Origin of the sequence: Aquitalea sp., assembly GCF_030150775.1 — a bacterium.
Classification (GTDB): Bacteria; Pseudomonadota; Gammaproteobacteria; order Burkholderiales; family Chromobacteriaceae; genus Aquitalea; species Aquitalea denitrificans.
The window spans coordinates 67,368-91,862 of record NZ_JASLFG010000024.1 but is presented as its reverse complement, the minus strand read 5'-3'; the positions used below and the strand labels follow the sequence as shown (position 1 = coordinate 91,862).

Here is a 24,495-nt window from a genome sequence, read left to right as displayed (position 1 = left end):
TTCCACCCAGATCACGTCATCAAACAGCAGGTCGTGGCAGTTGTCGGGGGTGAGGCGTTTGTGGGCCAGGCCCGGACGGCACACCATCACGCTGCGCAGCTTGCCGCATTCGGAATGAACACCAAATTTGTTGGTCATGATCAAACTCCTTCAATTCAGGTAAGGGAGTCGGGGAGCACCCTTGAGGCGCTCCTCAGAAATGTTGTTGTCTTGTCTTAGAGGGTGAGCTGGCCGGTGAACAGCTCGTAGGCTGCAATCACACCCAGTACCACAATGATGGCGGCCAGTACGGCTTCAGCACCCTTGAACGGCTTCTCGCCATGTTCTTTCTTGGCCCACAGGTAGAACAGCAGGCCCGGGGCATACAGCACCATCGACAGGAACAGGTACTTCACACCAGCGGCGTAGATCAGCCATACACCGTACACACTGGCGATACCGGCAATACTCAGGTCACGACCCTTGCCTTCACTTGCCTGATAGCCTTCGCCACGCTGGGCCACCATGAAGGAATACACGGCGCACAACAGGTAAGGAATCAGGATCATCGAGGTGGCCAGCGACAGCAGTGCCAGGTAACCGGCCGAGCTGAACAGGGTGATGACCAGGAACAGTTGGATCAGACCGTTGGTCAGCCACAGCGAGGCAGCAGGCGAGCCATTGGCATTGGTGGTACCGAAGATACGCGGCATCACACCGTCTTTACCGGCCAGGTAAGGCGCTTCAGCAGCCAGCAGCGTCCAGGCCAGCAGTGCACCACCCACCGAAATCACCAAGCCGGCGTTCATGATGTTGGCACCCCAGGGTCCAATGGCCTTTTCCAGCACATAGGCGGTAGACGGGTTCTTCAGGGCGGCCAGCTCGGGCTGGGTCATCACGCCCAGCGCCAGGACCGACACGGCAACCAAGAGGGCGATGGTCAGCAGGAAACCGACTACGGTAGCCTTGCCCACATCACTCATCTTCTCGGCACGGCCAGAGAACATCGACGCACCTTCGATACCGATGAATACCCACACGGTCACCAGCATGGTGCTCTTCACCTGATCGACAATCGAACCCAGTTTCGGATTACCCCAGAAATCCAGATTGAAGGTGTCAATCCTGAAGGCAAACACCACCAGTACGATGAACAGGGCCAGCGGTACCAGCTTGGCAATGGTGGTGATGGTGTTGATGAAGGCCGCACCATGCACGCCACGCAATACCAGGAAATGCAGGCCCCACAACAGCACAGAGGCACAGATGATGGCGGTTGGCGTATTACCGTCGCCAAAGGCGTGGAACCAGAAGCCCAGCGCCGAGAACATCACGACAAAGTAGGAAACGTTACCGATCCAGGCTGAAATCCAGTAACCCCAGGCTGAGTTGAAGCCCATGTAGTCACCAAAGCCAGCCCGGGCATAGCCATAAACCCCGCCTTCTACTTCCGGTTTACGGTTGGCCAGCATCTGGAAGGCAAATGCCAGTGTCAGCATGCCAAGGAAGGTGATGGCCCAACCAATGATGATGGCACCGGCACCGGCACCTGCCGCCATGTTTTGCGGTAGCGAGAAGATGCCGCCACCAATCATGGAACCCACTACCAGTGCGGTGAGCGCACCCAGTTTCAGTTTGGGTGCTCCTCCACCTTGTACTTCCGTTTCAGTGGACATTTTCGTTCTCCGTGAAATACATTGATCTGAAAACTATCTGTATATTATTAATTTCTAATTCGTTGATGTAATGATAGTGATGGACGCGCAAGGCTTCCAGAAACCACAAACAGATGTTTGACCAGGATCAAATGAAAAAAAGGATGCTGCCGGACAACAGGAAACAAGATGGCTGGGTTATAGGTAGTTAGCCCAATTTATCCCAATTGAATTTCTAAATTTACAACCATGCTTTATTAGCAATAATTCACAGCTATTGATTAAACAATCAATCACATATGGATAATGGGCAAAAAAAATGGATACGGCCCACCACCGTATCCACCAACACACACATCAAGAGGAAATCTAGACTTACACCACAATCAAACTGATTCAGTCATTCGGCCCAGCGTTTTTCACCTTGCGGCTAATGACAAAGATCACACCGCATACCACCACGGTAGCAAAGACAATGGTTGCCAAACCCAGAACACCGACATCGTCGGAAAGAAGTTGACCCAGCAGTTCCATTTCTCACTCCTCTAGCTGGCGGTTTGCCGCCTTGATTGATTAGTCGATGGTCATAATAACCCTACAAAAATTGTGGATGTTGATGCAAATCAACAATCCGTTTACGGCGCATTTGCTCATGGAAAGTGCCACAAAAACAAAAAGATGCCATAGCCGCAGTCATTGCGACCCGATGACGCTAACTCACACAGTAGCCACCAGCAATGAAAAAGCCCCTGCATGGCAGGGGCTGATTGATGGCGGCTGACAAGCAGATCAGGGCTGCTTGTTGCCGCCCATGTCCTTGGACAGGAAGAAGGCATCGGAGAAGAACTCATCTTCCGGTAGCTTGCGCTCGGCAATGAAGCTGCGATGTGCGGATTCCACCATCACCGGCGCACCGCAGGCATACACCTGGTAGCCGGACAGATCGGCAAAGTCATCCAGCACCGCCTGGTGTACAAAGCCGGTGCGGCCTTGCCATTCGTCTTCCGGCAGCGCTTCGGACAACACCGGAATCACGGTGATGTTGGCATGCGCAGCCTGCCAGCTGGCGGCCAGTTCGGCCATGTACAGGTCGGCCTTGGTACGTGCGCCCCAGTACAGCACCATCGGGCGCTGGATGCCGTGATGGATGGCATGCTCGATAATGCCCTTGACCGGCGCAAAACCGGTACCGCTGGCCACGAAGATGATGGGCTTGTCCGAATCTTCACGCAGGAAGAAAGAACCCATCGGGCCTTTGAAGCGCATGATTTCGCGCTCCTTCATCTGGCTGAACACATAGTCGGAGAAACTGCCGCCGGGCTGGTGGCGAATATGCAGCTCCAGGAAGGCATCATCGTGCGGGGCGTTGGCAATGGAAAAACTGCGTTTCTTGCCATCCTTCATCAGGATGTCGATGTACTGACCGGCGCGGAACTGCAGGCGCTCGGATACCGGCAGTTTGAGCTTGAGCACGGCCACATCGTGCATTTTGACCATGCTTTCCACGCGACACGGCAGGGTCTTGATCTGGATGTCACCAGCACCGGCCACTTCACGGGCTTCAATGGTGATATCACCTTGCGGGCGGGCACAGCAGAACAGGGTCATGCCCTGAACGCGTTCACTTTCCGGCAGGGCTTTTTCCTGATAGCCATCCTGGCTAACCTCACCCTCTACTACCTTGCCCTTGCAGGCACCACAGGCACCATCGCGGCAGCCATAAGGCAGACCGACATTCTGGCGCAAAGCCGCTTCCAGAATGGTTTCATGCGCTTCAACACTGAACGTATGCCCGCTCGGGAGCACTTTGACCTGGGAAGTCATTGGGTACCTTTATTATTCCAAATCTCGGTAAGATGCAGCCTATGCGTACTTTATTGATTGCAGGCATGGGTGATGTCGCCCGACGGGCCCTGCCCCTACTCGTGCAGCACTGGAAAGTGCTGGTTCTGGCACATCACGCACAAGCGGCAGAAACGGCCCGCGCGGGCGGTGCCATCCCGATCATGGCCAATCTGGACGATGCCGCCAGCCTGGAACGGCTGGCTGGTTTGGCCGATGCCCTGTGGATAACTGCCCCACCACCTGCCAGCGGAATGCGCGACAGCCGCACGCGCAAGTTGTTGTACGCACTGGCAAAAGCCGACAGGATACCACAGCGTATTAGCTATATCAGCACTACTGGCGTGTATGGAAATAGCGCTGGCGACTGGCTGGATGAATGTTCTCCCACCAGGCCGCAAACCGATCGCGCCATGCGCCGGCTGGATGCAGAAAACGTCTTGCGAGCCTTTACCCGCCGCCATGGCAGCCAGCTGAGCATTCTGCGCGCGCCGGGAATTTATGCACTGGAACGCCTGCCGCTGACCCGTCTTGTGCAAAACACACCGCTGATCCGGCCCGAGGAAGACAGCTTCAGCAACCATATCCATGCCGACGACCTGGCCAGCCTGTGTATTGCCAGCCTGCAGCAAAACCGTGGCGGCATCCGTGTGTACAATGCCTGCGACCAGGAGCCGCTCACCATTACCGACTGGTACGCCATGCTGGCTGATGCGCTGGCCCTGCCACTGCCGCCACGGCTAAGCCGGGCCGAGGTGCAGGCCGCCGTCAGCCCGGCTTTATGGTCTTACATGGCCGAGTCTCGCCGCTTTCGCCACCAGCGCCTGGCAGAGCTGGGCGTGGCGCTGCGCTATCCCACGGCACGCGAATTTGTCGCACAACTGGCGGCAAACCCGGCCTGGCAGAGCGTGGCACTCGCTAAGGCCGGCAAGATTCGGTAACATGCGCGTCTTCCCGCAATTATCTGTTTGAATCACATGGAAAATCCGGCATTCGGGCGCGCCATCAGAAGCTTTGTGCTGCGTCAGGGACATCTGTCTGCAGGCCAGCAACGCGCAATGGACGAGGGCATGCCCAAATGGGGCATCGACTATCAGCCAACCGTCATCAACCTGGAGCAGGCTTTTGGCCGCCAGGCACCCAAGGTGCTGGAAATCGGCTTTGGCATGGGTGGTGCAACCGCCGAAATCGCCGCGGCCAATCCCGCTATCGACTATCTGGGCGTGGAAGTGCATTCCCCGGGCGTGGGCAATCTGTGCAAGCTGATTGCTGAAAAGGAGCTGAGCAATCTGCGCATCATCCGTCACGATGCGGTGGAAGTACTGGATAACATGCTGGCTGATGGCAGCCTGGACGGCGTACACATTTTCTTCCCCGACCCGTGGCACAAGAAGCGCCACAACAAGCGCCGCCTGATTCAGGCAGCGCTGGTGGAAAAACTGGTGAAAAAGCTGAAGCCGGGCGGCTATCTGCACGCCGCTACCGACTGGGAAGACTACGCCATCCAGATCATGGAAGTGTTCAGCGCCACCAGCGATCTGGCCAATAGCGCCGATGGCTATGCCCCGCGCCCGGACTACCGTCCGCTGACCAAGTTTGAAGCCCGTGGCATCAAACTGGGCCACGGCGTGTGGGACATCATCTTTCGCCGCAAGTAAGCCCCGCGAACAAAACCCCCGCTCCAGCGTTGCGCCGCCTTGCCGTACGCCATGTACTGTCTGCGGCGGCGCGCCTTGGCCCGGGTTCTCTACGCGGTTTTGTTAGCGGTTCTAAACCAGACCGGTTTCAGTCGGCAGTGGCACGCCGGCTCAGCAAGACTTCGATGTCCGGCAGCAGCTCATGCGGCGCCACTGCCGGCTCGAAGCGCTTCACCACCCTGCCCTTTCCATCCAGCAGAAACTTGGTGAAATTCCATTTCACCGGGTGAGGATGTGCGCTATCCGCCTGGGTCAACCAGCGCCACAAAGGATGTGCCTGCGGGCCATTGACCTCCACCTTGGCCGACAGCGGCAAGGTCAGTTGAAAGCGGCTGGCACAGAAGCTGGCGATCTGGGCATCGGTGCCGGGCTCTTGCCCGCCAAACTGGTTGCAGGGAAAGGCCAGCACCCGCAAACCTTGGCCAGACAGGCTGTCATGCAATTCCTGCAAGCCCGCATATTGCCGGGTATAGCCACACTCGCTGGCAGTATTCACCAGTAGTACCACCTGGCCTTGCAGAGTGCTTAGCGCCATGGAGCTGCCATCAGGCAAGGGCATGGAAAAATCGTAAAGCGTGGTCATGGTGGGTTCCCTTCCGTATAATCCGGACTTATCCGAGAAACGTACTCAGGTATTGCGCATGTTGTTTTCACCCAGCCGCCAGGATGCGCGCGGCTTCTTCTTCGACACCTGGAAAAAGCACCAGAACGGCAGCGTGCTGACCGATCTGGAAAAGATCGTGCTTTCCATTCTTATAGACCACCCTGAGTACCACTCCATCCTGAATCATCCGGAAAAGTATCTGGAGCAGGAATGGACGCCGGAAATGGGCGAAACCAATCCCTTTCTGCATATGGGTTTGCATGTGGCCATCGAGGAGCAGCGCTCCATCGACCAGCCTTTTGGCATTCGTTCACTCTACGCCCAACTGGCCTTGCGCCACGGCAACGAACATCGTGCCCAGCACGAGATGATGGAATGCCTGGGAGAGATGATCTGGCATGCGCAGCGCTATGGCGGCGGCCCGGATGTGAACCGTTACATTTCCTGTGTGCGCGGCAAGCTGGGCATGGGCGAAGAGGAAACGCCGCGCATCAATCCCAACGATATTCCCGACTGAGCAGTATCCTGCTCTGTACCAATAGAAAAGCAGGCCCTGGTGGCCTGCTTTTTTCATGAGGACAAATAACCGGGCTCACACCACGCGGTTGGCTTCCTTACCGGCAATAAAGGCCGCGATATTGTCCACCAGTTGCTGTGCCAGACGCTGCATCGCCTGCTGACTAGCCCAGCCGATGTGCGGGGTGACAATCAGGTGTGGCAAGCGGGCCTTGAGCAGCGGATTGCCTGCCGATGGCGGCTCGGTGCTCAGCACATCAAAACCAGCACCACCCAGTTGGCCAAATTTGAGCGCAGCTACCAGCGCCTCTTCATCCACCAGCCCGCCGCGCGCGGTATTGATCAGGATGGCACCCGGCTTCATTGCCATCAGCTCCGGCTGGGCAATCATATTGCGGGTTTCATCGTTCAGCGGGCAATGCAAGGACAGTACATCCGAACTGGCAAGCAGCTGATCAAAGCTGACATAGCCATCGCGCACGGTGGCGACGCCCTTGCGCTCACCAAACTGCACATGCATGCCAAAAGCGCGAGCACGTTCGGCCAGCGCCTGGCCAATGCCACCGGCACCAAGAATGCCGAGGGTTGCGCCCTTCAGGTCGCGAATGGGCGCGCCAAAATGGCAGAACTGCTTGGCCTGCTCCCATACCCCGGCAGCGACATCACGCTGATAGGCCGGCAGATTCTTCATCAGGGCCAGCATCAGGGTAAACGCATGTTCGGCCACGGTTTCGTCGCCGTAATGGCGGATGTTGGCCACCGCAATGCCTTGCTCGCGGCAGGTGGCAACATCGATATGGTTGTAGCCGGTGGCAGCCACGGCCAGCATCTTCACCCTGGGCAGCTGCAGCAGGGTTTCCCGGCTGAACGGCACCTTGTTGGTGATCACGATATCGGCATCCCCAACGTGCCGGACAATCTGCTCCGGTGTGGTGGCGGCGATTTCGCGATATTGATGTGCAAACGGAAATACGGGAACCGGGACAGGCAGGCTGTCCCGGTCGAGAAATACGATGGATGGTTGGCTCATCTGTCTGGCGTCAGCTTTCGTAAGAAATCATGGCGCGGTAGGCATGCCAGCTGGCCAGCCCAAGCACGGGCATGATAACGATCAGGCCAATGAAATAAGTGGCAAAACCCACTGCAGTAAGAGCCACAATCATAACGGCCCATACCGCCATCGTCAGCAGATTCTTGTACACCGCCTGCACGCTGTTGATCATGGCAGTAACCGTGTCCACATCTTTATCCAGCATCATGGGAATCGCCACCACGCTGAGCGCAAACACTGCCACGGCGAACAAGAAGCCGACACCAAAATAAGCCAGCAGGAAGGTCATGTTTTCCGGCAGCAGGGCATTGACCAGCAGACTATCCAGCGATGGCAGGCCTGCGGTGTCAAAGAACAGCGCAAACATCAGCAGCGATACCCGGAACCAGCCAAATACCATCAGCGCCAGCAAGGCTGCGTACAGGGTAAAGCCCGGCATGTTCACCCGCCATGCAGTCATGCTGTGCCACAGATTGACACGCTGCTGGGCAAAGACGTTTTCATGCTGCCGTGCCAGATCATACAGACCAATGGCCAGAAACGGCCCGGCCAGCAAGAACAGCGTGGACAGGGTCAGCACAAATTGTGGGGCGCTGTCGAAGTAAGTAATCAACAGATATCCCATCAGGACAAAGACCGCGCCATAGAACATGGCATCGGCTGGTGCCTTGCGCAGGTCTTTCATGCCCTGCTGCAGCCAGACTATGGTTTGGGAAACTGCGACATGATGAACAACCGGGTGCTCCCGGGATGTGCCGTGGGTGATATCCATGACGAATCCCCTTCTGGTGGTGGGTGGGTAAACCAGACAGTTAATTCTTTATAAGCCACTGATTGTCAAATACAAATGACAGAATTTAGCCACCAGGCCGTATAACGGTAGCTGCTGGTACAATGACGCCTTGCTTGAACCAGATACAAGGAACACAAGATGAGCGAATTGATCATTGAAGATCTGACCGTAGGCGAAGGTGCCGAGGCCGTCACCGGCCAGGAAGTTACCGTGCACTATACCGGCTGGCTGACCAACGGCAGCAAGTTCGACTCCAGCAAGGATCGCTTTCAGCCCTTCAGTTTTCCGCTGGGTGCCGGCCATGTGATCAAGGGTTGGGATCAGGGCGTGGTCGGGATGAAGGTGGGGGGCAAGCGCAAGCTCACCATTCCGGCAGAACTGGGCTACGGTGCCCGTGGTGCCGGTGGCGTAATTCCGCCCAATGCCACTCTGGTATTCGAAGTGGAACTGCTGCAGGTAGGTTGATCCGGCTTGCGCGCATGGAAAAAGCCACCGTCGCGGTGGCTTTTTTATTTCAATGACCAGCTTATTTCTTCAGCCCGGAATCCGCACAGCACTTTTTACGCTTACACAGGTAAAGAATGCCCAGCACAGCCAGTAACACGCCAACAACGGAAAGAATGCCCATCTGACCACGATGCACCATGTGCATCAGCCATTCGCGCTGGGTGGCTCCGTAATGCCCAAGATAAACCCAGACCGGCACGGAAATAAAGGCAGCAAAACCATCCATCAGCAGGAAGCGCCAATAGGGGACGCGCCGGGTCATGCCTGCGGTAATGAAGATGGGTGAGCGCAAGCCCGGCAGGAAACGGGCGACAAACAACACCCAAGTACCGTATTTCTCGAACTTTTCCTGTACGGCCTCAAAGCGTTCGGGCGTGAGGATGCGGGCGATGGGACGGAAACGCTGCACCTTGTGGCCATAAAAGCGTCCGGCAGCAAACATGATGCCATCTCCGGCCAGTACCCCGGCCATTCCCACCAGGAACATGATGTCCACATCAGCATAGCCAAGGCCGGAAATGATGCCGCCAGCCACCAGAGTAATGTCCTCCGGAATCGGCACACCAAAACCACATACCAGCAATACGGTAAAGACTGCTACATAACCGTAACCGGTAAAGAAATCGAGAAGTATCTGCAGTATGTCCATAGTGCTCCGCCGACCGGCACAGTCTTGTCCTGTCACAAGATTTGGCCACGGGCTGATTGTCCGAGTGCATGATCGGGCGCTTATAATAGCACACCTCGACCTTATCCTTTCTTGACATGACACGCCCTATACGGGTGGAAATCAATCATTCCGCCCTGCGCCATAATTACCTGCAATCCCGTCAACATGCCGCCGGCCGTCAGGCCCTGGCCGTTATCAAGGCCGATGCCTATGGCCATGGTGCTCTTGGCTGCGCCAGTGCACTGGCCGACATTGCCGACGGATTTGCCCTGCTCAATATCGAAGACGCCATCGCCCTGCGCCAGGCCGGCATCCAGCAAGCCATCACGCTGCTGGAAGGTCCGTTCGACCGGGCCGAAGTACAAGCCATGGCCGAATACCGCATTGCCGGTGCCATCCACTCCCCTCACCAGATTGCCTGGCTGCAGGAAGGTTCCCTGCAGCAGCCGGTTGAGGTGTGGCTCAAGATCAATAGCGGCATGAACCGGCTGGGCTTTTGCCCCGAACAGGCCCCGGCAGTGATCCGCCAGTTGCAAGCACTGCCGCAGGCCCGGCTGAGCACCATCATGACCCACTTTGCCACGGCCGATGATGACCGTGGCGTGACGGCACAGTGGCAGCGTTTCGCCCCGGTGGCACAGGCCAGCGGCCTGGCGATCAGCGCAGCAAACTCCGCCGCCGTCTTCCGCCACCCGCATACCCACGGCGATGTGGTGCGCCCCGGCATTACCCTGTACGGCTGCTCGCCATTTGCCGACTGCCATGCTGCCGCGCTGGGCCTGCAAACAACCATGACGCTGAGTGCGGACATCATCGCCATCCAGCAGCTACAAGCAGGTGACACCGTGGGTTACGGATTGAACTTCCAGGCGGACCAGCCCATGCGCATCGGCATTGTCGCCTGCGGCTATGCCGACGGTTACCCGCGCATTGCCGCCAATGGCACCCCGGTCATGGTAGACGGCCTGCGCAGCGGCACCGTGGGTCGGGTTTCCATGGACATGCTGGCCATCGACCTCAGCCACATCCCTGCCGCCGATATCGGAAGCCGGGTGGAGCTGTGGGGACCGCATGTGGCAATTGAAGAAGTGGCAGCCGCTGCCGGCACCATTGGCTATGAGCTGATGTGCGCCATCGCCCCACGCGTACCGCGTCAATTGATCTAAAACCCGTAGGCATGAAAAAGCCGCTGTATCACACAGCGGCTTTTCTCATGGATTGATGCAGAATCAGGCCACGCGTTCAATGGTGGCAGCTATCTCTCTGGCCCACTTTTCCGACAGCGCACGGTCACTGGCTTCCACCATCACCCGCACCACCGGCTCGGTGCCAGATGGGCGCAGTACCACGCGACCTACACCTGCCAATGCAGCTTCCGCTGCAGCCAGCGCCTCGGCCGATGCGGCTTTCCAGTCGCAGCCGTTGTGACGCACATTGATCATGGTTTGCGGGAACGGCGTCCAGTCGCTGCAGGCCTCTTCCAGGCTGATGCCCAGTTCTGCCAGGCTGGCCAGCACCTGCAGGCTGGAGATGATGCCGTCGCCCGTGGTGTGCTTGTCCAGGCACAAGATATGGCCCGACGCCTCGCCACCCACCTGCCAGCCATTGGCATGCAGCATTTCCAGCACATAGCGGTCGCCAACTTTGGCACGGCCAAAGGCCACACCAAGCTTGTTGAGCGCCAGTTCCATCGCCATATTGGTCATGACGGTGCCGACCACGCCGCCTTTCAGATCACCGCGTGCAGCACGTGCCTTGGCGATCACGTAGATCAACTGGTCACCGTCATATACCTTGCCATGCTTGTCCACCATGATCAGGCGGTCGCCGTCGCCATCCAGCGAAATGCCGTAGTCAGCATGGTGTTCCAGCACCGCAACCTGCAAGGTTTTGGGATAGGTGGCACCCACCTTGTCATTGATGTTGTAGCCATTGGGGTCACCACCGATAACCACCAGCTCGGCACCCAGCTCGTGGAAGACCTTGGGGGCGATGTGATAGGTTGCGCCATTGGCACAGTCCACCACCAGCTTCAGCTGCTTGAGATCACTCTCCCCCGGAAAGGTACTCTTACAGAACTCGATGTAGCGCTCAGCGGCACCCGAGATTCGACGCGCACGCCCCAGCTCGGCCGAGCTGTTGGTGGTCATCGGCTGTTCCAGCATGGCTTCGATTTCCAGCTCCAGCGTGTCATCCAGCTTTTTGCCGCCTTCGGCAAAAAATTTGATGCCATTATCCTGATAAGGATTGTGCGATGCCGAAATCACCACGCCGGCCTCCAGTCGCAGGGCCCGCGTGAGATAGGCAATCCCTGGCGTCGGCAGCGGGCCAGTCAGCAGCACATTGACACCGGCGGCAGTGAAACCGGCCTGCAAAGCAGCTTCCAGCATGTAGCCGGAAATGCGGGTGTCCTTGCCAACCAGCACCGTAGGGCGATGATCCTTGTCATGATCGACCAGCACGCGACCAGCCGCGTAACCCAACTTGAGAACAAAATCCGGGGTGATGGGAAACTGCCCGACCTCACCGCGTACACCATCAGTACCAAAATATTTGCGACTCATTTCATCATCCTAGTCACGTTGCTGTAGCGCCTGGCCAGCAACGGGTAGCTGCAACAATAACCCCTGCGGAACCTGTGTATTGTACCCGTCTGTCCGGTCAGTTGGGCAAGCCTGCGCCATGCAAATCAAATACAGCATCAGACTGCGGAATCAAATTCAGGCGGAATACGGCTGCAATGCGGCCCACACTTCCAGCGCCTGCCGGCTGGCTTTGACGTCATGCACCCTGACAATCCTGGCACCTTGCTGCAGGGAAACCAGTGTCACGGCCACACTCGCACCCAGCCGCTCTGTCGGAATGGCTTCGCCGGTAATGGCCCCCAGCATGGATTTGCGCGACATGCCAACCAGCAGCGGAAGACCGCTGATGGCTTCGATACGACGCAGCCCGGCCAGCAATTGCAGATTGTGTTCCAAGGTTTTGCCAAAGCCAAAACCAGGGTCGATCAGCAAGCGCTCGTCGGCTATGCCTGCAGCGCGACATAGTTGTACCCGACGCAGCAGGTAATGTCCCACTTCTTCCACCACATCCTGATAAGCCGGGGCCTCCTGCATGGTGTCCGGATTACCTTGCTTGTGCATCAGGCACAAAGCCACCTGCGACGCAGCTACGGCATCAACCGCGCCATCGTCCTCCAGCGCGGAGACATCATTGATCAGATCGACTGCCCCCAGTTGCAAGGCAGCCTGCATGACCACGGTGCGTCGGGTGTCCAACGATAGCGGAACACCAATGTCCTTCAGTTTTTCCAATACCGGCAGCACACGGTCCAGCTCTTGCTGCACACTGACTTCCGCCGCACCGGGACGGGTGGATTCCCCACCGATATCCAGAATGGCCGCACCGTCGGCCAACATGCTTTCGGCACGTTGCAGCGCACTATCCAGGGAACTGAAGCGACCACCATCGGAAAACGAATCCGGCGTGACATTGAGAATGCCCATGATCATGGGGCGGGAGAGATCGAGCGTGAAGCGCCCGCATTGAAGCAATTGCATGAAGAGTTCTGCCAGATAAATGCAAAACAGGGTGACAGCCTGCGCTGCCACCCTGTGAAAACCAGCTGTTAAAGTTCCTGAGCCGGCGTGGATGTCGGCTCAGCCGGCGTGGCTTCTGCAGCCTTTTCCTCCGGTTTGGACGGAAGGCCACTGCCCGGTTTGGGCGGACGCGGCGGCTTGCCATCCATAATGTCGTTGATCTGCTCGGCGTCGATGGTTTCCCATTCCAGCAGAGCAGCCGTCATGGCTTCCACCTTGTCGCGGTTTTCATCCAGCAGACGACGGGCCAGTGAGTATTGCTCGTCGATGATGCGGCGAATTTCACTATCCACCTGCTGCATGGTGGCTTCAGACAGGTTTTTATGGGTAGTAACGGAGCGGCCCAGGAAAACTTCGCCCTCGTTATCGCCATACACCATCGGTCCCAGCTTGTCGGACATGCCGTAGCGGGTCACCATGTCACGCGCCATCTGGGTGGCACGTTCGAAGTCGTTGGAAGCTCCGGTGGTCATCTGGTTCATGAACAGCTCTTCGGCAATACGACCGCCGAACAGAATGGCCAGACGGTCCATCAGGTAGCCGCGATCATAGGCAAAGCGATCCTGCTCCGGCAACTGCATGGTCACACCCAACGCACGACCGCGCGGAATGATGGTGACCTTGTGCACCGGATCGGACTTGGGCAAGAGCTTGGCAACAACGGCATGGCCAGATTCGTGATAAGCGGTATTACGCTTTTCTTCCTCCGACATCACCATGCTGCGGCGCTCGGCACCCATCATGATCTTGTCCTTGGCCGACTCGAAATCCACCATGTCTACCAGGCGCTTGGCACGACGGGCAGCAAACAGTGCAGCCTCGTTCACCAAGTTGGCCAGATCAGCACCGGAGAAGCCCGGTGTGCCACGAGCGATGACCGAAGGTTCCACATCGGCAGCGATCGGGACCTTACGCATATGCACGGACAGGATCTGTTCGCGACCACGGATATCCGGCAGCGGCACCACCACCTGGCGGTCGAAACGGCCCGGACGCTGCAGGGCTGGGTCGAGTACGTCAGGACGGTTGGTAGCAGCGATCACGATGACGGTGGTGTTGGTTTCGAAACCATCCATTTCTACCAGCAGCTGGTTCAGCGTCTGTTCGCGTTCGTCATTGCCACCACCCAGGCCAGCACCACGCTGGCGACCAACAGCATCGATTTCATCAATGAAGATGATGCAAGGCGAGTTCTTTTTGGCCTGCTCGAACATGTCGCGGACACGGGCAGCACCCACACCGACAAACATTTCCACAAAGTCGGAACCAGAGATGCTGAAGAACGGTACCTTGGCTTCGCCAGCAATGGCCTTGGCCAGCAAGGTTTTACCGGTACCTGGCGAGCCACACAGCAGGATGCCGCGCGGAATGCGACCACCCAGACTCTGGTAGCGGGAAGGATCGCGCAGGTAATCGACGATTTCCTTTACTTCTTCCTTGGCTTCATCGCAGCCGGCCACATCTGCAAAGGTCACGGTATTGGTGTCCTGATCCAGCATGCGCGCCTTGCTCTTGCCGAAGGAGAACGCACCGCCCTTGCCGCCGCCCTGCATCTGACGCATGAAGAAAACCCACACGCCAATCAGCAACAGCATCGGGAACCAGCTGATGAAGATGCTCATCAGCATGGACGGCTCCTCTTCAGGCTTGGCCGAGAAGCGCACGTTGTTCTTGATCAGATCTTCGACCAGTTGCGGGTCATAGGGCGCATAGGTGGCAAAAGCCGAACCATCAGTGCGCTTGCCCTTCAGCCACTGGCCACGTAGCGGATGGCCCTCAATGCTCAGGGACTGCACCTTGCCGGATTCGACATCGCTGATGAATTGCGAGTACTCGATCTGGTTCTGGGCATCCTGGCGTTTGTTGAACTGATTGAATACAGTCATCAGTACCAGACCGATGATCACCCAGATGGCGATGTTTTTGCCGATATTGTTCACGAGTAGCGGACTCCTCTGTGCCCTGACTTTGCGGTTGCGTATTTCATTGGTATGAATTGTAAACCCCGGGGGGGCGTATGTCAGCGTCGGCCCTTGCCCAGCAAGTAAATTTCGCTGGAACGGTCACGCGAGGCCTTGGGTTTGCGGGTAAGCACCTCGTCAAACAGATCACGCATTGACTGCAGGTAGGACTGGAAATCGCTGCCCTGGAACACTTTGACGAGAAAACTGCCGCCGGGTTTCAGATGATCACGTGCAAATTCCAGCGCCAGTTCGCACAGCAGAAAACTTCTGGCCTGATCCATGGCACTCATTCCGGAGATATTGGGGGCCATGTCGGAAATTACAAGGTCCAGTGCGCGGCCATCCAGCAGATCGACAAACTCGGCCAGCACTTCATCTTCGCGAAAGTCGCCCTGAATGAAATCGACATCGGCAATCGGATTCATCGGCAGAATATCCAGCGCAAACACCTTGCCCTGGGGGCCGACGATGCGGGCGGCAACCTGCGACCAGCTGCCCGGTGCGCTACCAAGGTCGGCCAGTACTGTCCCCGGACGGATCAGTTTGTCTTTTTCGTTGATTTCCAACAGCTTGTACGCTGCCCGTGCCCGATAGCCATCTTTCTTGGCCATTTGCACATACTGGTCGTTAACATGTTCGCGCAGCCAGGTATTGCTGCTGGTACTTCTTGCCATGAGTCGCTTCCTGCCCATTCCGCACAGCATAGCCATGGTGGCTATCCTGTTGTTTTTCAGTCTGTTTGTGACCAGAGTTTGGGCTATGCGCCAAACTCTAGTAGAATCCCGTTTTGCTTTGAAACCAAGCCTGTCCAATGAAAATCGAACTGCAACCATTCCAGCGCCAACACCTCAAGGGTCTGGCTCAGACTCTCAGCCCGGTCGTGATGATCGGCAATAACGGCCTGAGCGACTCCGTACTGCGCGAAATCGCCATCAGCCTGGACGCACACGAGCTGATCAAGATTCGTGTTCAGGGTGATGACCGTGCTGCCCGCATCGCGCTCTACGAGCAAATTTGCGATGAGCTGGGTGCGGCACCGGTGCAGCATATCGGCAAATTGCTGGTGCTGTGGCGCCCCAGCGACAAGCAGCGCATTGTTCTGCCCAAGAACAAAAAAGCGCTGAAGATTGCATCCCAATCCTGATACTGCCCTTGGGCGGTATAGCAAAAGCGGTGGCTTGCCACCGCTTTTATTTTGTCCAGACCATTCTTGTGGCCATTGATGTAGCCATAGCGGCCACTCAGTCGCGCCGCAGTATATAAGCCAGACCCATCAGGCTCTGCACCAGATAAATCAGGCTGGAAATGGCATGCCAGGTAGCAAAGCCGCCACCAAACAACCCTTCTGCCGCATGATTCATTTGCAGCTTGAGTGCTGCAATGATGGGGGTGACAGCAAAGTGGTTGATGACGGTGCACAGCAGCATGCCGACAATCAGCCAAAAGCTGCCTTCCTTCATGCCACGCACACCATTGCGCCACACGGCATCCACCAGCAGGAATACGCCACACACCAGGCCTACCCAGGCAATGGCGGCAAACAACTTGCCTGCCACCATGCCGGCAGTGACCGTATCCAGCGACCGGAACAATACCGGGGCGACGATAATGCCGATCACCCACAAGCCGCCAATCCAGAAGGTTCTGGCTATCGCTCGCAATCCGTCCATGCGTGCTCCCCTGACTCCACAGCAAAAACGCGCGATAACGCGCGTTTGATCTGTCTGCTTAGATGTATTTGACGTCCAGCACTTCGTATTCGCGAATACCGCCCGGGGCTACAACCTCAGCCACGTCACCGCTTTCCTTGCCGATCAGCGCACGGGCAATCGGAGAGTTGACCGATACCTTGCACAGCTTGATGTCCGCTTCGTCGTCACCGACGATCTGGTAAGTCACCTTGTCTTCGGTTTCCAGATCCATCAGTTCGACGGTGGCACCAAATACCACGCGGCCATCGGCATCCAGCTCGGACGGATTGATGATGATTGCATTGGAAATCTTGCCTTCGAGATCGGCAATACGACCTTCCACGAAACCCTGGCGCTCTTTGGCGGCATCATATTCGGCGTTTTCCGACAGGTCGCCATGCGAACGCGCTTCGGCAATCGCTTCGATCACCGCCGGGCGCTCCACACTTTTCAGGCGTTGCAGTTCTTCCTTGAGAAGTTCGGCGCCACGCAGCGTCAACGGGACTTTGTTCATTCGGGTGCTCTCCTGAGGCGGTACCCCCGCCGTCATCAAAAACACAAGCCGCCGTACGAGACGGCGGCTTGGCTGTTGCAGTTCAATGTCTGGATTGTAACGGCAAATCGTCTGCGGTTCAAAGCTTCAACGCATAACTTGCCGTCACACACAGCCAGGCAGTGACTCAGGGCTTGATGGAAGCGTGCAGTTCCTGAACGCTGTAAACATCAAACTCTTCCACATGCGCCATGCCCACGCACACTGCCTTGGCACCAGCCAGGGTGGTGTACTGCGGAATGCGCGCCTGCAGGGCACTGCGACGGATGGAGTGGCTGTCCTGGATGGCCTGGCGCTTTTCGTCCACAGTATTGACCAGCACGTCGATTTCGCCGTTCTTGATCATGTCGACGATGTGCGGACGGCCTTCATTCACCTTGTTGACCACCTGTACCACGATGCCGGCTTCGGCCAGGGTCTTGGCGGTGCCACGGGTAGCGCAGACACCAAAGCCAAGGCGTTGCAGCTCGCGTGCCACGTCAACCGCGCCATTCTTGTCGGACTGACGTACCGACAGGAACACCTTGCCGGTGCGCGGCAGCTTGTCGCCGGCGGCCAGCTGGCTCTTGACGAAGGCTTCGGCAAAGCTCTTGCCCACGCCCATCACTTCGCCGGTGGACTTCATTTCCGGTCCCAGGATGGTGTCCACGCCCGGGAACTTGATGAAGGGGAATACGGCTTCCTTCACTGCGTAATACGGCGGGATCACTTCCTTGGTGAAACCCTGCTCGACCAGGCTGATGCCGGCCATGGCACGGGCAGCAATCTTGGCCAGCGGGGCGCCGGTTACCTTGGAAACAAACGGTACGGTACGCGAGGCACGCGGGTTGACTTCCAGCACGAAGATGGTGTCACGCTGGATGGCGAACTGCACGTTCATCAGGCCAACCACGTTCAGCGCACGTGCCATGGCTTCGGTCTGGCGACGGATTTCGTCCTGTACGGCCGGGAACAGGCTGTACGGCGGCAGCGAGCAGGCGGAGTCACCGGAGTGCACACCAGCTTGTTCGATATGCTGCATGATGCCGCCGATGACCACGTCCTTGCCGTCGGAGATGCAATCCACGTCCACTTCGATGGCGTCGTTGAGGAAGCGGTCCAGCAGCACCGGGCTGTCGTTGGACACCTTCACCGCTTCGCGCATATAGCGTTCCAGATCGGCCGGTTCGTGCACGATTTCCATCGCACGGCCGCCCAGTACGTAGGACGGACGCACCACCAGCGGATAGCCGATTTCTTCAGCCAGCTTCATTGCATCGGCCGGAGTGCGGGCGGTGCGGTTCGGCGGCTGTTTCAGGCCCAGTTCGTTCAGCAGCTTCTGGAAGCGCTCGCGGTCTTCGGCAGCGTCGATCATGTCCGGCGAGGTGCCGATGATGGACACGCCATTGGCTTCCAGCGCACGTGCCAGTTTCAGCGGGGTCTGGCCACCGTACTGTACGATCACTCCAAACGGTTTTTCGATGCGGCAGATTTCCAGCACGTCTTCCAGCGTCAGCGGTTCGAAGTACAGACGGTCGGACGTGTCGTAGTCGGTCGATACGGTTTCCGGGTTGCAGTTGACCATGATGGTCTCGAAGCCGGATTCGCGCAGCGCCAGCGCGGCATGCACGCAGCAGTAGTCGAATTCGATACCCTGACCGATACGGTTGGGGCCACCACCCAGTACCATCACCTTCTTGCGGTCGGTGGGCTTGGCTTCGCACTCTTCTTCGTAGCTGGAGTACATGTAGGCGGTGGAGGTGGCGAACTCGGCCGCGCAGGTATCCACTCGCTTGTACACCGGATGCAGGCCCAGCGCCCAGCGCTTGGCGCGCACGGCAGCCTGGTCGGTATTCAAGAGCTCGCCCAGACGACGGTCGGAGAAGCCCTTGCGCTTCAGGCGACGCAGTTCGTCAAAGCCCAGTTCTTCCACCTTGCGGCCGGCCAGGGCTTTTTCTTCGCCCACGATGTCTTCGATCTGGGCCAGGAACCACGGGTCGATCTTGCTCAGCGCAAACACGTCGTCACGGCTCATGCCCACGCGGAAGGCATCGGCCACGTACAGGATACGTTCCGGTCCCGGGGTGCTGACTTCGTGACGGATGGTTTCTTCGTTGGTGGTGACCGGGTTGAAGCCGGACAGGCCGGTTTCCAGGCCACGCAGCGCCTTGTGCATGGATTCCTGCAGGGTGCGGCCCATGGCCATCACTTCGCCCACCGACTTCATCTGGGTGGTCAGGCGGTTATCGGCCTGCGGGAATTTTTCGAAGGCGAAACGCGGAATCTTGGTGACCACGTAGTCGATGGACGGTTCGAACGAAGCCGGGGTGGCACCGCCGGTGATGTCGTTCTTCAGCTCGTCCAGGGTGTAACCCACGGCCAGCTTGGCAGCGACCTTGGCAATCGGGAAACCGGTGGCCTTGGAGGCCAGTGCCGAGGAACGCGATACACGCGGGTTCATCTCGATCACGATCATTTCACCGTTCACCGGGTTGGTAGCGAACTGCACGTTGGAACCGCCGGTGTCCACGCCGATTTCACGGAGTACCGCGATCGATGCATTACGCATGATCTGGTATTCCTTGTCGGTGAGGGTTTGCGCCGGGGCCACGGTGATGGAGTCACCGGTGTGCACGCCCATCGGGTCGAAGTTCTCGATGGAGCAGATGATGATGCAGTTGTCTTTCTTGTCGCGCACCACTTCCATTTCGTACTCTTTCCAGCCGAGTACGGACTGCTCGATCAGCAGTTCATGGGTGGGGGACGCTTCAAAACCGCGCTCGCAGATCGCCAGGAATTCTTCCTTGTTGTAGGCGATGCCGCCACCGGAGCCGCCCATGGTGAAGGACGGACGGATCAGCGTGGGGAAGCCCACCTTGGATTGCGCTTCCAGCGACTCTTCCATGGTGTGGCAGACAAAGGACAGCGGGCATGACAGGCCGATCTTGGCCATGGCTTCCTTGAAGCGGCCACGGTCTTCTGCCTTGTCGATCGCATCTTCGGTAGCACCGATCAGCTCGACATTGTACTTTTCCAGCACGCCGTGCTTGGCCAGGTCCAGCGCACAGTTCAGTGCGGTCTGGCCGCCCATGGTGGGCAGAATGGCGTCCGGGCGTTCCTTGGCAATGATTTTTTCCAGAACAGGCCAGGTGATGGGTTCGATGTAGGTGACATCGGCCATGTTCGGGTCGGTCATGATGGTGGCCGGATTGGAGTTCACCAGGATGACTTTGTAACCTTCTTCACGCAGGGCCTTGCAGGCCTGCGCGCCGGAGTAGTCAAACTCGCAGGCCTGGCCAATCACAATGGGGCCAGCGCCGATGATGAGAATACTCTTGAGGTCGGTACGTTTCGGCATGTTATCGCTCAGTCAATTTCAATTGTTCAGTTCAGGCTGGCTGCCGCCAGTTTGGCCCCGAAGCCCAGAAACAGCGCGCCCACTCCGCCAGACATGGCAGAGGACAGTTTGCGGCGGCGGCGGAAGGCTGCGGCCAGTCTTGCGCCGGACACGATGATGGTGGCCAGATACAGGGCACTGCACAACTGCAGCAGCGTGCCCAGCACAAGAAAGGTCAGCACCGGGTGCGGATAGGCCGGGTCGACGAATTGCACGAAGAAGGACACGAAGAACAAGATGGCCTTGGGGTTCATCAGGCTGATGACCAGCGCCTTGACGAAGGGACGGCTGGCGTCCACTTCGCGGCGGGCTTCCGGCACGGCAGCTTCCCCGCGGGAAGCATTGCGCCAGGCACGCCAGGCACCACGCAGCATCTGCAGGCCCAGCCAGGTCAGGTAAGCGCCACCGGCGTACTTGACCACGGCAAACAGGGCCGGATTGGCCTTGAGCACCCCTGCCGCCCCTGTGGCGGCCAGCGTCATCAGGATGGCATCACCGGTAAATACCCCGCAGGCACCCACAAAACCGCGGCGGATGCCGCGCTGTGCCGCCACCGACAGCACATACATGGAGTTGGGGCCTGGCAGCAGCACGATAATGATGGTGCCGATCAGGTAGGTAGTGATATCGGTAATGCCCAGCATGCTTGTTCTCCGTTCTGGTCCGTTTACTTCGCCTGGCTCATCGCCGTGATGAAGCGGTCAAACAGATAGGCCACATCTTCCGGGCCGGGGCTCGCTTCCGGGTGACCCTGGAAGGAGAAGGCCGGACGGTCGGTCAGCGCAATGCCCTGTACGGTCTGGTCGAACAGGCTGCGATGGGTCACGCGCACATTGGCCGGCAGAGTGGATTCATCCACCTGGAAGCCGTGGTTCTGGCTGGTGATCATCACGCGGCCGCTGTCCAGATCCTGCACCGGGTGGTTGGCACCGTGGTGGCCGAACTTCATCTTGCTGGTCTTGGCACCGGTGGCCAGGCCCAGCAGCTGGTGACCCAGGCAGATGCCGAATACCGGCAGGCGGGTTTCCAGGATTTCGCGGATGGCGGCGATGGCATAGTCACACGGCTCCGGATCACCAGGGCCGTTGGACAGGAACACGCCATCCGGCTTCAGTGCCAGCACGTCCTTGGCCGGGGTCTGCGCCGGCACCACGGTCAGCTTGCAGCCACGTTCGGCCAGCATGCGTAGGATGTTGTGCTTCACGCCGAAGTCGTAAGCCACCACATGGAACGGGGTTTCGGCCTGTTCGCTGTAGCCGCTGCCCAGTTTCCATTCGCCCAGCTTCCACTGGTAGGACTCGGTGCAGCTGACTACTTTGGCCAGATCCTGACCGGCCATGGAGCCAAAGCCGCGGGCCAGTTCCAGTGCGCGGGCTTCGTCCAGATCGGCACCGGCCATGATGCAGCCGGCCTGTGCGCCCTTTTCGCGCAGAATGCGGGTGAGGCGACGGGTGTCGATATCGGCAATGGCCACGACATTGTTCTTGGCCAGATAGTCGGACAGCGAATCTTCGGCGCGGAAGTTGCTGTGCAGCAGCGGCAGATCACGAATGATCAGACCTGATGCGAAAACGGCGCGGGATTCGGTATCTTCCGAATTCGCGCCGACATTACCGATGTGGGGATAAGTCAGGGTGACGATTTGTTTGGTGTAGGAGGGATCGGTGAGGATTTCCTGATACCCGGTCATGGCGGTATTGAATACCACTTCGCCGACCGTATGGCCGGTGGCTCCGATGGCACTGCCCTTGAAGAGGGTACCGTCAGCCAAGACGAGGATCGCTGGTACGGTTGACACTGACTAGCTCCTGTTGCGTTTCGCTTGTATGTTTTTGCGGATTTTTATGTGAATAACGGGACACGACGTTTTGCGCCTGTCCCGTTTGGTTAAACCTTACCATCATACCGCTTTCGGCCAGTTGAAACAAGTCACAAGCACCTGTTTTTGCATCACTTCCTGATTTATCCTGCCTTGTTTCCAATACTTTTACATAAAGAAACAGCCACCCGCAGGTGGCTGTTCAGCACAATAAAACGCCAGCTCAGAACAGGTTTTCGTCCAGTTCCAACACGCTATCAGCCCCGTCCACAATGGCTGCAGCCAGGCCGCCAACCTGCGGCAACAGATGCTCGGCAAAGAAGCGGGCAGTGATGATTTTGGCCTTGAGGAAATCCTCGTCCACACCGTCTTCAGCCAGCTTTTCGCGTGCGATCAGCGCGGCACGGCCCAGTTGCCAGCCACCCAGCACAATCCCCATCAGCTTGAGGAAAGGCACCGAACCGGCAGCCGCCAGCTGCGGCTGCGTGCCAAAGCTGCCCAGGATGAAGGCAACGCAGCGCTCAGCCTCGGCAGCAGCCTGCTGCAGATTACTCGCCATGCTGGCATAACCGGCAGCGGCCAGCTTGTCGGCGGTGGCGCGCGCCTCGTCCAGCAGCGCACGGGCCGTGGCACCGCCTTCACTGAAGGTTTTGCGGCCAATCAGATCCAGCGCCTGGATGCCAGTAGTGCCTTCGTAAATGGCTGTAATGCGGGCATCACGGTAGTACTGTGCCACACCGGTTTCTTCGATGAAGCCCATGCCGCCATGCACCTGCACGGCCAGGCTGGTCAATTCGTTGGCCTGCTCGGTATTCCAGCCCTTGACGATGGGGATGAGGAAATTCACCAGCGCCTGATTACGTGCAGCTTCGCTGGCCACCGGGTGGCGCGAGGCACGATCCAGCGCGGCGGCAGTGTAGAAGGCCAAGGCACGCTGGGCTTCGATCTGGCTGCGCATGGTCATCAGCATGCGACGGATGTCCGGATGCTTGATGATGGCGACACCAGCCGGGTCGGGCGAACCAACGGCACGGCTTTGCACACGGTCACGGGCATATTCCACCGCCTTCTGGTAGGCACGCTCGGACACCGACATGCCTTCCACACCCACTCCGAGACGGGCGTGGTTCATCATGGTGAACATATAGCCCAGACCCTTGTTGGCCTCGCCCACCAGGTAGCCGACCGCACCACCGTTATCGCCAAAGCTCATCACCGCTGTCGGGCTGCCATGAATGCCCAGCTTGTGTTCCAGCGAGACGCAACGCACATCGTTACGCGCACCCAGGCTGCCATCGGCATTGACCAGGTACTTGGGCACGATGAACAGGGAAATACCCTTCACCCCAGCCGGAGCATCCGGCAGGCGGGCCAGCACCAGATGGACGATGTTGTCGGCCATGTCGTGCTCACCCCAGGTGATGAAAATCTTCTGGCCGGTCACCAGATAGCTGCCATCCACCTGCGGTACGGCACGGGAGCGCACCTGGGCCAGGTCGGAACCGGCTTGCGGCTCGGTCAGGTTCATGGTGCCAGTCCATTCGCCACTGGACATGCGCGGCAGGTAGACCGCCTTCAGTTCTTCCGAGGCATGGTGGTGAATGGCCTCTACCGCGCCCAGCGTCAGCAGCGGAGCTAGCGAGAAGGCCAGATTGGAGGAGCACCACATTTCTTCGGCGGCAATGGCTACCAGGGCCGGCATGCCCTGCCCGCCAAAATCAGCCGGGGCACGCAGGCCCACCCAGCCGGATTCGACATATTGCTGCCAGGCTTCCTTGAAACCGGGCGCGGCGGTCACTTCACCATCCTTCAGCGTGGCACCTTTGTCGCCCTGCTTGTTGATGGGAGCCAACACGCCTTCGGCAAACTTGGCGGCTTCTTCCAGAATGGCATCCACCAGCTCGACCGAGCAGTCTTCATAACCGGGCAGGCTGCATACTGAAGTCAGCTCGGCCAATTCATTCAGTACAAAACGGATTTCCTTGACTGGCGCGTTATAGATCATGAATCTCTCCTCATTCTTGCTGCACAACAATCGTCGTAGATATGAAAAAACCGGCACGCCGTCTACCTGATGCATGAGCACGCCCTCCCGTCACCTTGTAACGGGAAAGCTGGCTCCTCCACGAAGCAGACCGGTCGTTGCCGGTTGTTTTTTGTTTTGATCCGGCGGCTA

24 protein-coding genes are annotated in these 24,495 nt (G+C 58.2%); 7 read left to right on the top strand and 17 right to left on the bottom strand.

All coding sequences use genetic code 11. The annotated features are described in order from the left end of the window. Nucleotides 1–215: 215 nt before the first annotated feature. Entirely contained in the window at nt 216–1,655 is a 1,440-nt protein-coding gene (gene arcD, locus QVF59_RS07905; RefSeq protein WP_287878656.1) for an arginine-ornithine antiporter, read from the bottom strand. Nucleotides 1,656–2,030: 375 nt separating this feature from the next. Then, entirely contained in the window at nt 2,031–2,168 is a 138-nt protein-coding gene (locus QVF59_RS07900) for a DUF3149 domain-containing protein (RefSeq protein ID WP_082086308.1), read from the bottom strand. An 82-nt stretch (nt 2,169–2,250) separates the two neighbouring features. Here QVF59_RS07900 and QVF59_RS07895 point away from each other — a divergent pair, with 82 nt between their 5' ends. Further along, complete coding sequence (locus QVF59_RS07895; RefSeq protein ID WP_287878651.1) at nt 2,251–2,415, top strand: hypothetical protein; 165 nt, start codon at nt 2,251–2,253, stop codon at nt 2,413–2,415. A gap of 8 nt (nt 2,416–2,423) precedes the next feature. Here QVF59_RS07895 and QVF59_RS07890 read toward each other — a convergent pair whose 3' ends face one another. Next, nucleotides 2,424–3,458, bottom strand: a complete 1,035-nt coding sequence (locus QVF59_RS07890) for a CDP-6-deoxy-delta-3,4-glucoseen reductase (RefSeq protein WP_287878648.1) — start codon at nt 3,456–3,458, stop codon at nt 2,424–2,426. Between the two features lie 41 nt (nt 3,459–3,499). On the opposite strand from QVF59_RS07890, the gene QVF59_RS07885 reads away from it, so the two are divergent. Beyond that, a complete protein-coding gene (locus tag QVF59_RS07885) occupies nt 3,500–4,417 on the top strand; it encodes an NAD(P)H-binding protein (RefSeq protein WP_287878645.1) in 918 nt (305 codons plus the stop codon). A gap of 36 nt (nt 4,418–4,453) precedes the next feature. Continuing rightward, nucleotides 4,454–5,134, top strand: a complete 681-nt coding sequence (trmB, locus tag QVF59_RS07880) for a tRNA (guanosine(46)-N7)-methyltransferase TrmB (RefSeq protein ID WP_287878643.1) — start codon at nt 4,454–4,456, stop codon at nt 5,132–5,134. 127 nt (nt 5,135–5,261) lie between these two features. Here trmB and QVF59_RS07875 read toward each other — a convergent pair whose 3' ends face one another. Next, nucleotides 5,262–5,756 carry a glutathione peroxidase gene (locus tag QVF59_RS07875; RefSeq protein WP_287878641.1) on the bottom strand — a complete coding sequence of 165 codons (495 nt, stop codon included), beginning with the start codon at nt 5,754–5,756 and terminating at the stop codon, nt 5,262–5,264. A 58-nt stretch (nt 5,757–5,814) separates the two neighbouring features. On the opposite strand from QVF59_RS07875, the gene QVF59_RS07870 reads away from it, so the two are divergent. Beyond that, nucleotides 5,815–6,294, top strand: a complete 480-nt coding sequence (locus QVF59_RS07870) for a DUF1841 family protein (protein WP_287878639.1) — start codon at nt 5,815–5,817, stop codon at nt 6,292–6,294. Between the two features lie 75 nt (nt 6,295–6,369). On the opposite strand, the gene QVF59_RS07865 is transcribed toward QVF59_RS07870, so the two are convergent. Together QVF59_RS07865 and QVF59_RS07860 are read right to left on the bottom strand one after the other, a co-directional pair. Further along, nucleotides 6,370–7,323 (bottom strand): D-2-hydroxyacid dehydrogenase, encoded by a 954-nt coding sequence (locus tag QVF59_RS07865; RefSeq protein ID WP_287878636.1) that lies wholly within the window; start codon nt 7,321–7,323, stop codon nt 6,370–6,372. Nucleotides 7,324–7,333: 10 nt separating this feature from the next. Continuing rightward, nucleotides 7,334–8,029, bottom strand: coding sequence for a DUF2189 domain-containing protein (locus QVF59_RS07860; protein WP_240902527.1), 696 nt, complete (start codon nt 8,027–8,029; stop codon nt 7,334–7,336). 246 nt (nt 8,030–8,275) lie between these two features. Between QVF59_RS07860 and QVF59_RS07855 the strand changes: the two genes are divergently transcribed. Then, a complete protein-coding gene (locus QVF59_RS07855) occupies nt 8,276–8,602 on the top strand; it encodes an FKBP-type peptidyl-prolyl cis-trans isomerase (protein ID WP_287878633.1) in 327 nt (108 codons plus the stop codon). A 61-nt stretch (nt 8,603–8,663) separates the two neighbouring features. On the opposite strand, the gene QVF59_RS07850 is transcribed toward QVF59_RS07855, so the two are convergent. Beyond that, nucleotides 8,664–9,293: a DedA family protein gene (locus tag QVF59_RS07850; RefSeq protein ID WP_159879458.1), complete on the bottom strand. Its 630-nt coding sequence runs from the start codon at nt 9,291–9,293 to the stop codon at nt 8,664–8,666. Between the two features lie 116 nt (nt 9,294–9,409). On the opposite strand from QVF59_RS07850, the gene alr reads away from it, so the two are divergent. Beyond that, nucleotides 9,410–10,480: an alanine racemase gene (alr, locus tag QVF59_RS07845; RefSeq protein WP_287878631.1), complete on the top strand. Its 1,071-nt coding sequence runs from the start codon at nt 9,410–9,412 to the stop codon at nt 10,478–10,480. A 63-nt stretch (nt 10,481–10,543) separates the two neighbouring features. Here alr and glmM read toward each other — a convergent pair whose 3' ends face one another. The 4 genes from glmM to rlmE all read right to left on the bottom strand — a co-directional run bounded on the left by glmM (nt 10,544) and on the right by rlmE (nt 15,572). Next, nucleotides 10,544–11,878 (bottom strand): phosphoglucosamine mutase, encoded by a 1,335-nt coding sequence (gene glmM / locus QVF59_RS07840; protein WP_159879462.1) that lies wholly within the window; start codon nt 11,876–11,878, stop codon nt 10,544–10,546. 156 nt (nt 11,879–12,034) lie between these two features. After that, nucleotides 12,035–12,877: a dihydropteroate synthase gene (gene folP / locus QVF59_RS07835; protein ID WP_287878629.1), complete on the bottom strand. Its 843-nt coding sequence runs from the start codon at nt 12,875–12,877 to the stop codon at nt 12,035–12,037. A gap of 68 nt (nt 12,878–12,945) precedes the next feature. Next, on the bottom strand, nt 12,946–14,856 hold the full coding sequence (gene ftsH, locus QVF59_RS07830; protein WP_287878626.1) for an ATP-dependent zinc metalloprotease FtsH: 1,911 nt from the start codon (nt 14,854–14,856) through the stop codon (nt 12,946–12,948). A gap of 80 nt (nt 14,857–14,936) precedes the next feature. Continuing rightward, nucleotides 14,937–15,572 carry a 23S rRNA (uridine(2552)-2'-O)-methyltransferase RlmE gene (gene rlmE / locus QVF59_RS07825; RefSeq protein ID WP_287878663.1) on the bottom strand — a complete coding sequence of 212 codons (636 nt, stop codon included), beginning with the start codon at nt 15,570–15,572 and terminating at the stop codon, nt 14,937–14,939. 119 nt (nt 15,573–15,691) lie between these two features. Between rlmE and QVF59_RS07820 the strand changes: the two genes are divergently transcribed. Beyond that, nucleotides 15,692–16,024 (top strand): YhbY family RNA-binding protein, encoded by a 333-nt coding sequence (locus QVF59_RS07820; RefSeq protein WP_089083149.1) that lies wholly within the window; start codon nt 15,692–15,694, stop codon nt 16,022–16,024. 97 nt (nt 16,025–16,121) lie between these two features. On the opposite strand, the gene QVF59_RS07815 is transcribed toward QVF59_RS07820, so the two are convergent. The 6 genes from QVF59_RS07815 to QVF59_RS07790 form a co-directional block, all read right to left on the bottom strand. Then, complete coding sequence (locus QVF59_RS07815; RefSeq protein WP_159879470.1) at nt 16,122–16,550, bottom strand: DUF4149 domain-containing protein; 429 nt, start codon at nt 16,548–16,550, stop codon at nt 16,122–16,124. Nucleotides 16,551–16,608: 58 nt separating this feature from the next. After that, entirely contained in the window at nt 16,609–17,085 is a 477-nt protein-coding gene (gene greA, locus QVF59_RS07810) for a transcription elongation factor GreA (protein ID WP_159879472.1), read from the bottom strand. A gap of 166 nt (nt 17,086–17,251) precedes the next feature. Beyond that, entirely contained in the window at nt 17,252–20,461 is a 3,210-nt protein-coding gene (gene carB, locus QVF59_RS07805) for a carbamoyl-phosphate synthase large subunit (RefSeq protein WP_287878624.1), read from the bottom strand. 26 nt (nt 20,462–20,487) lie between these two features. After that, entirely contained in the window at nt 20,488–21,144 is a 657-nt protein-coding gene (leuE, locus tag QVF59_RS07800) for a leucine efflux protein LeuE (protein ID WP_159879484.1), read from the bottom strand. 23 nt (nt 21,145–21,167) lie between these two features. Continuing rightward, nucleotides 21,168–22,298, bottom strand: coding sequence for a glutamine-hydrolyzing carbamoyl-phosphate synthase small subunit (gene carA / locus QVF59_RS07795; protein WP_287878623.1), 1,131 nt, complete (start codon nt 22,296–22,298; stop codon nt 21,168–21,170). 244 nt (nt 22,299–22,542) lie between these two features. Further along, the gene (locus QVF59_RS07790; RefSeq protein ID WP_287878621.1) at nt 22,543–24,324 is read right to left on the bottom strand and encodes an acyl-CoA dehydrogenase; all 1,782 of its coding nucleotides are present in this window, start codon (nt 24,322–24,324) and stop codon (nt 22,543–22,545) included. Nucleotides 24,325–24,495 lie beyond the last annotated feature (171 nt).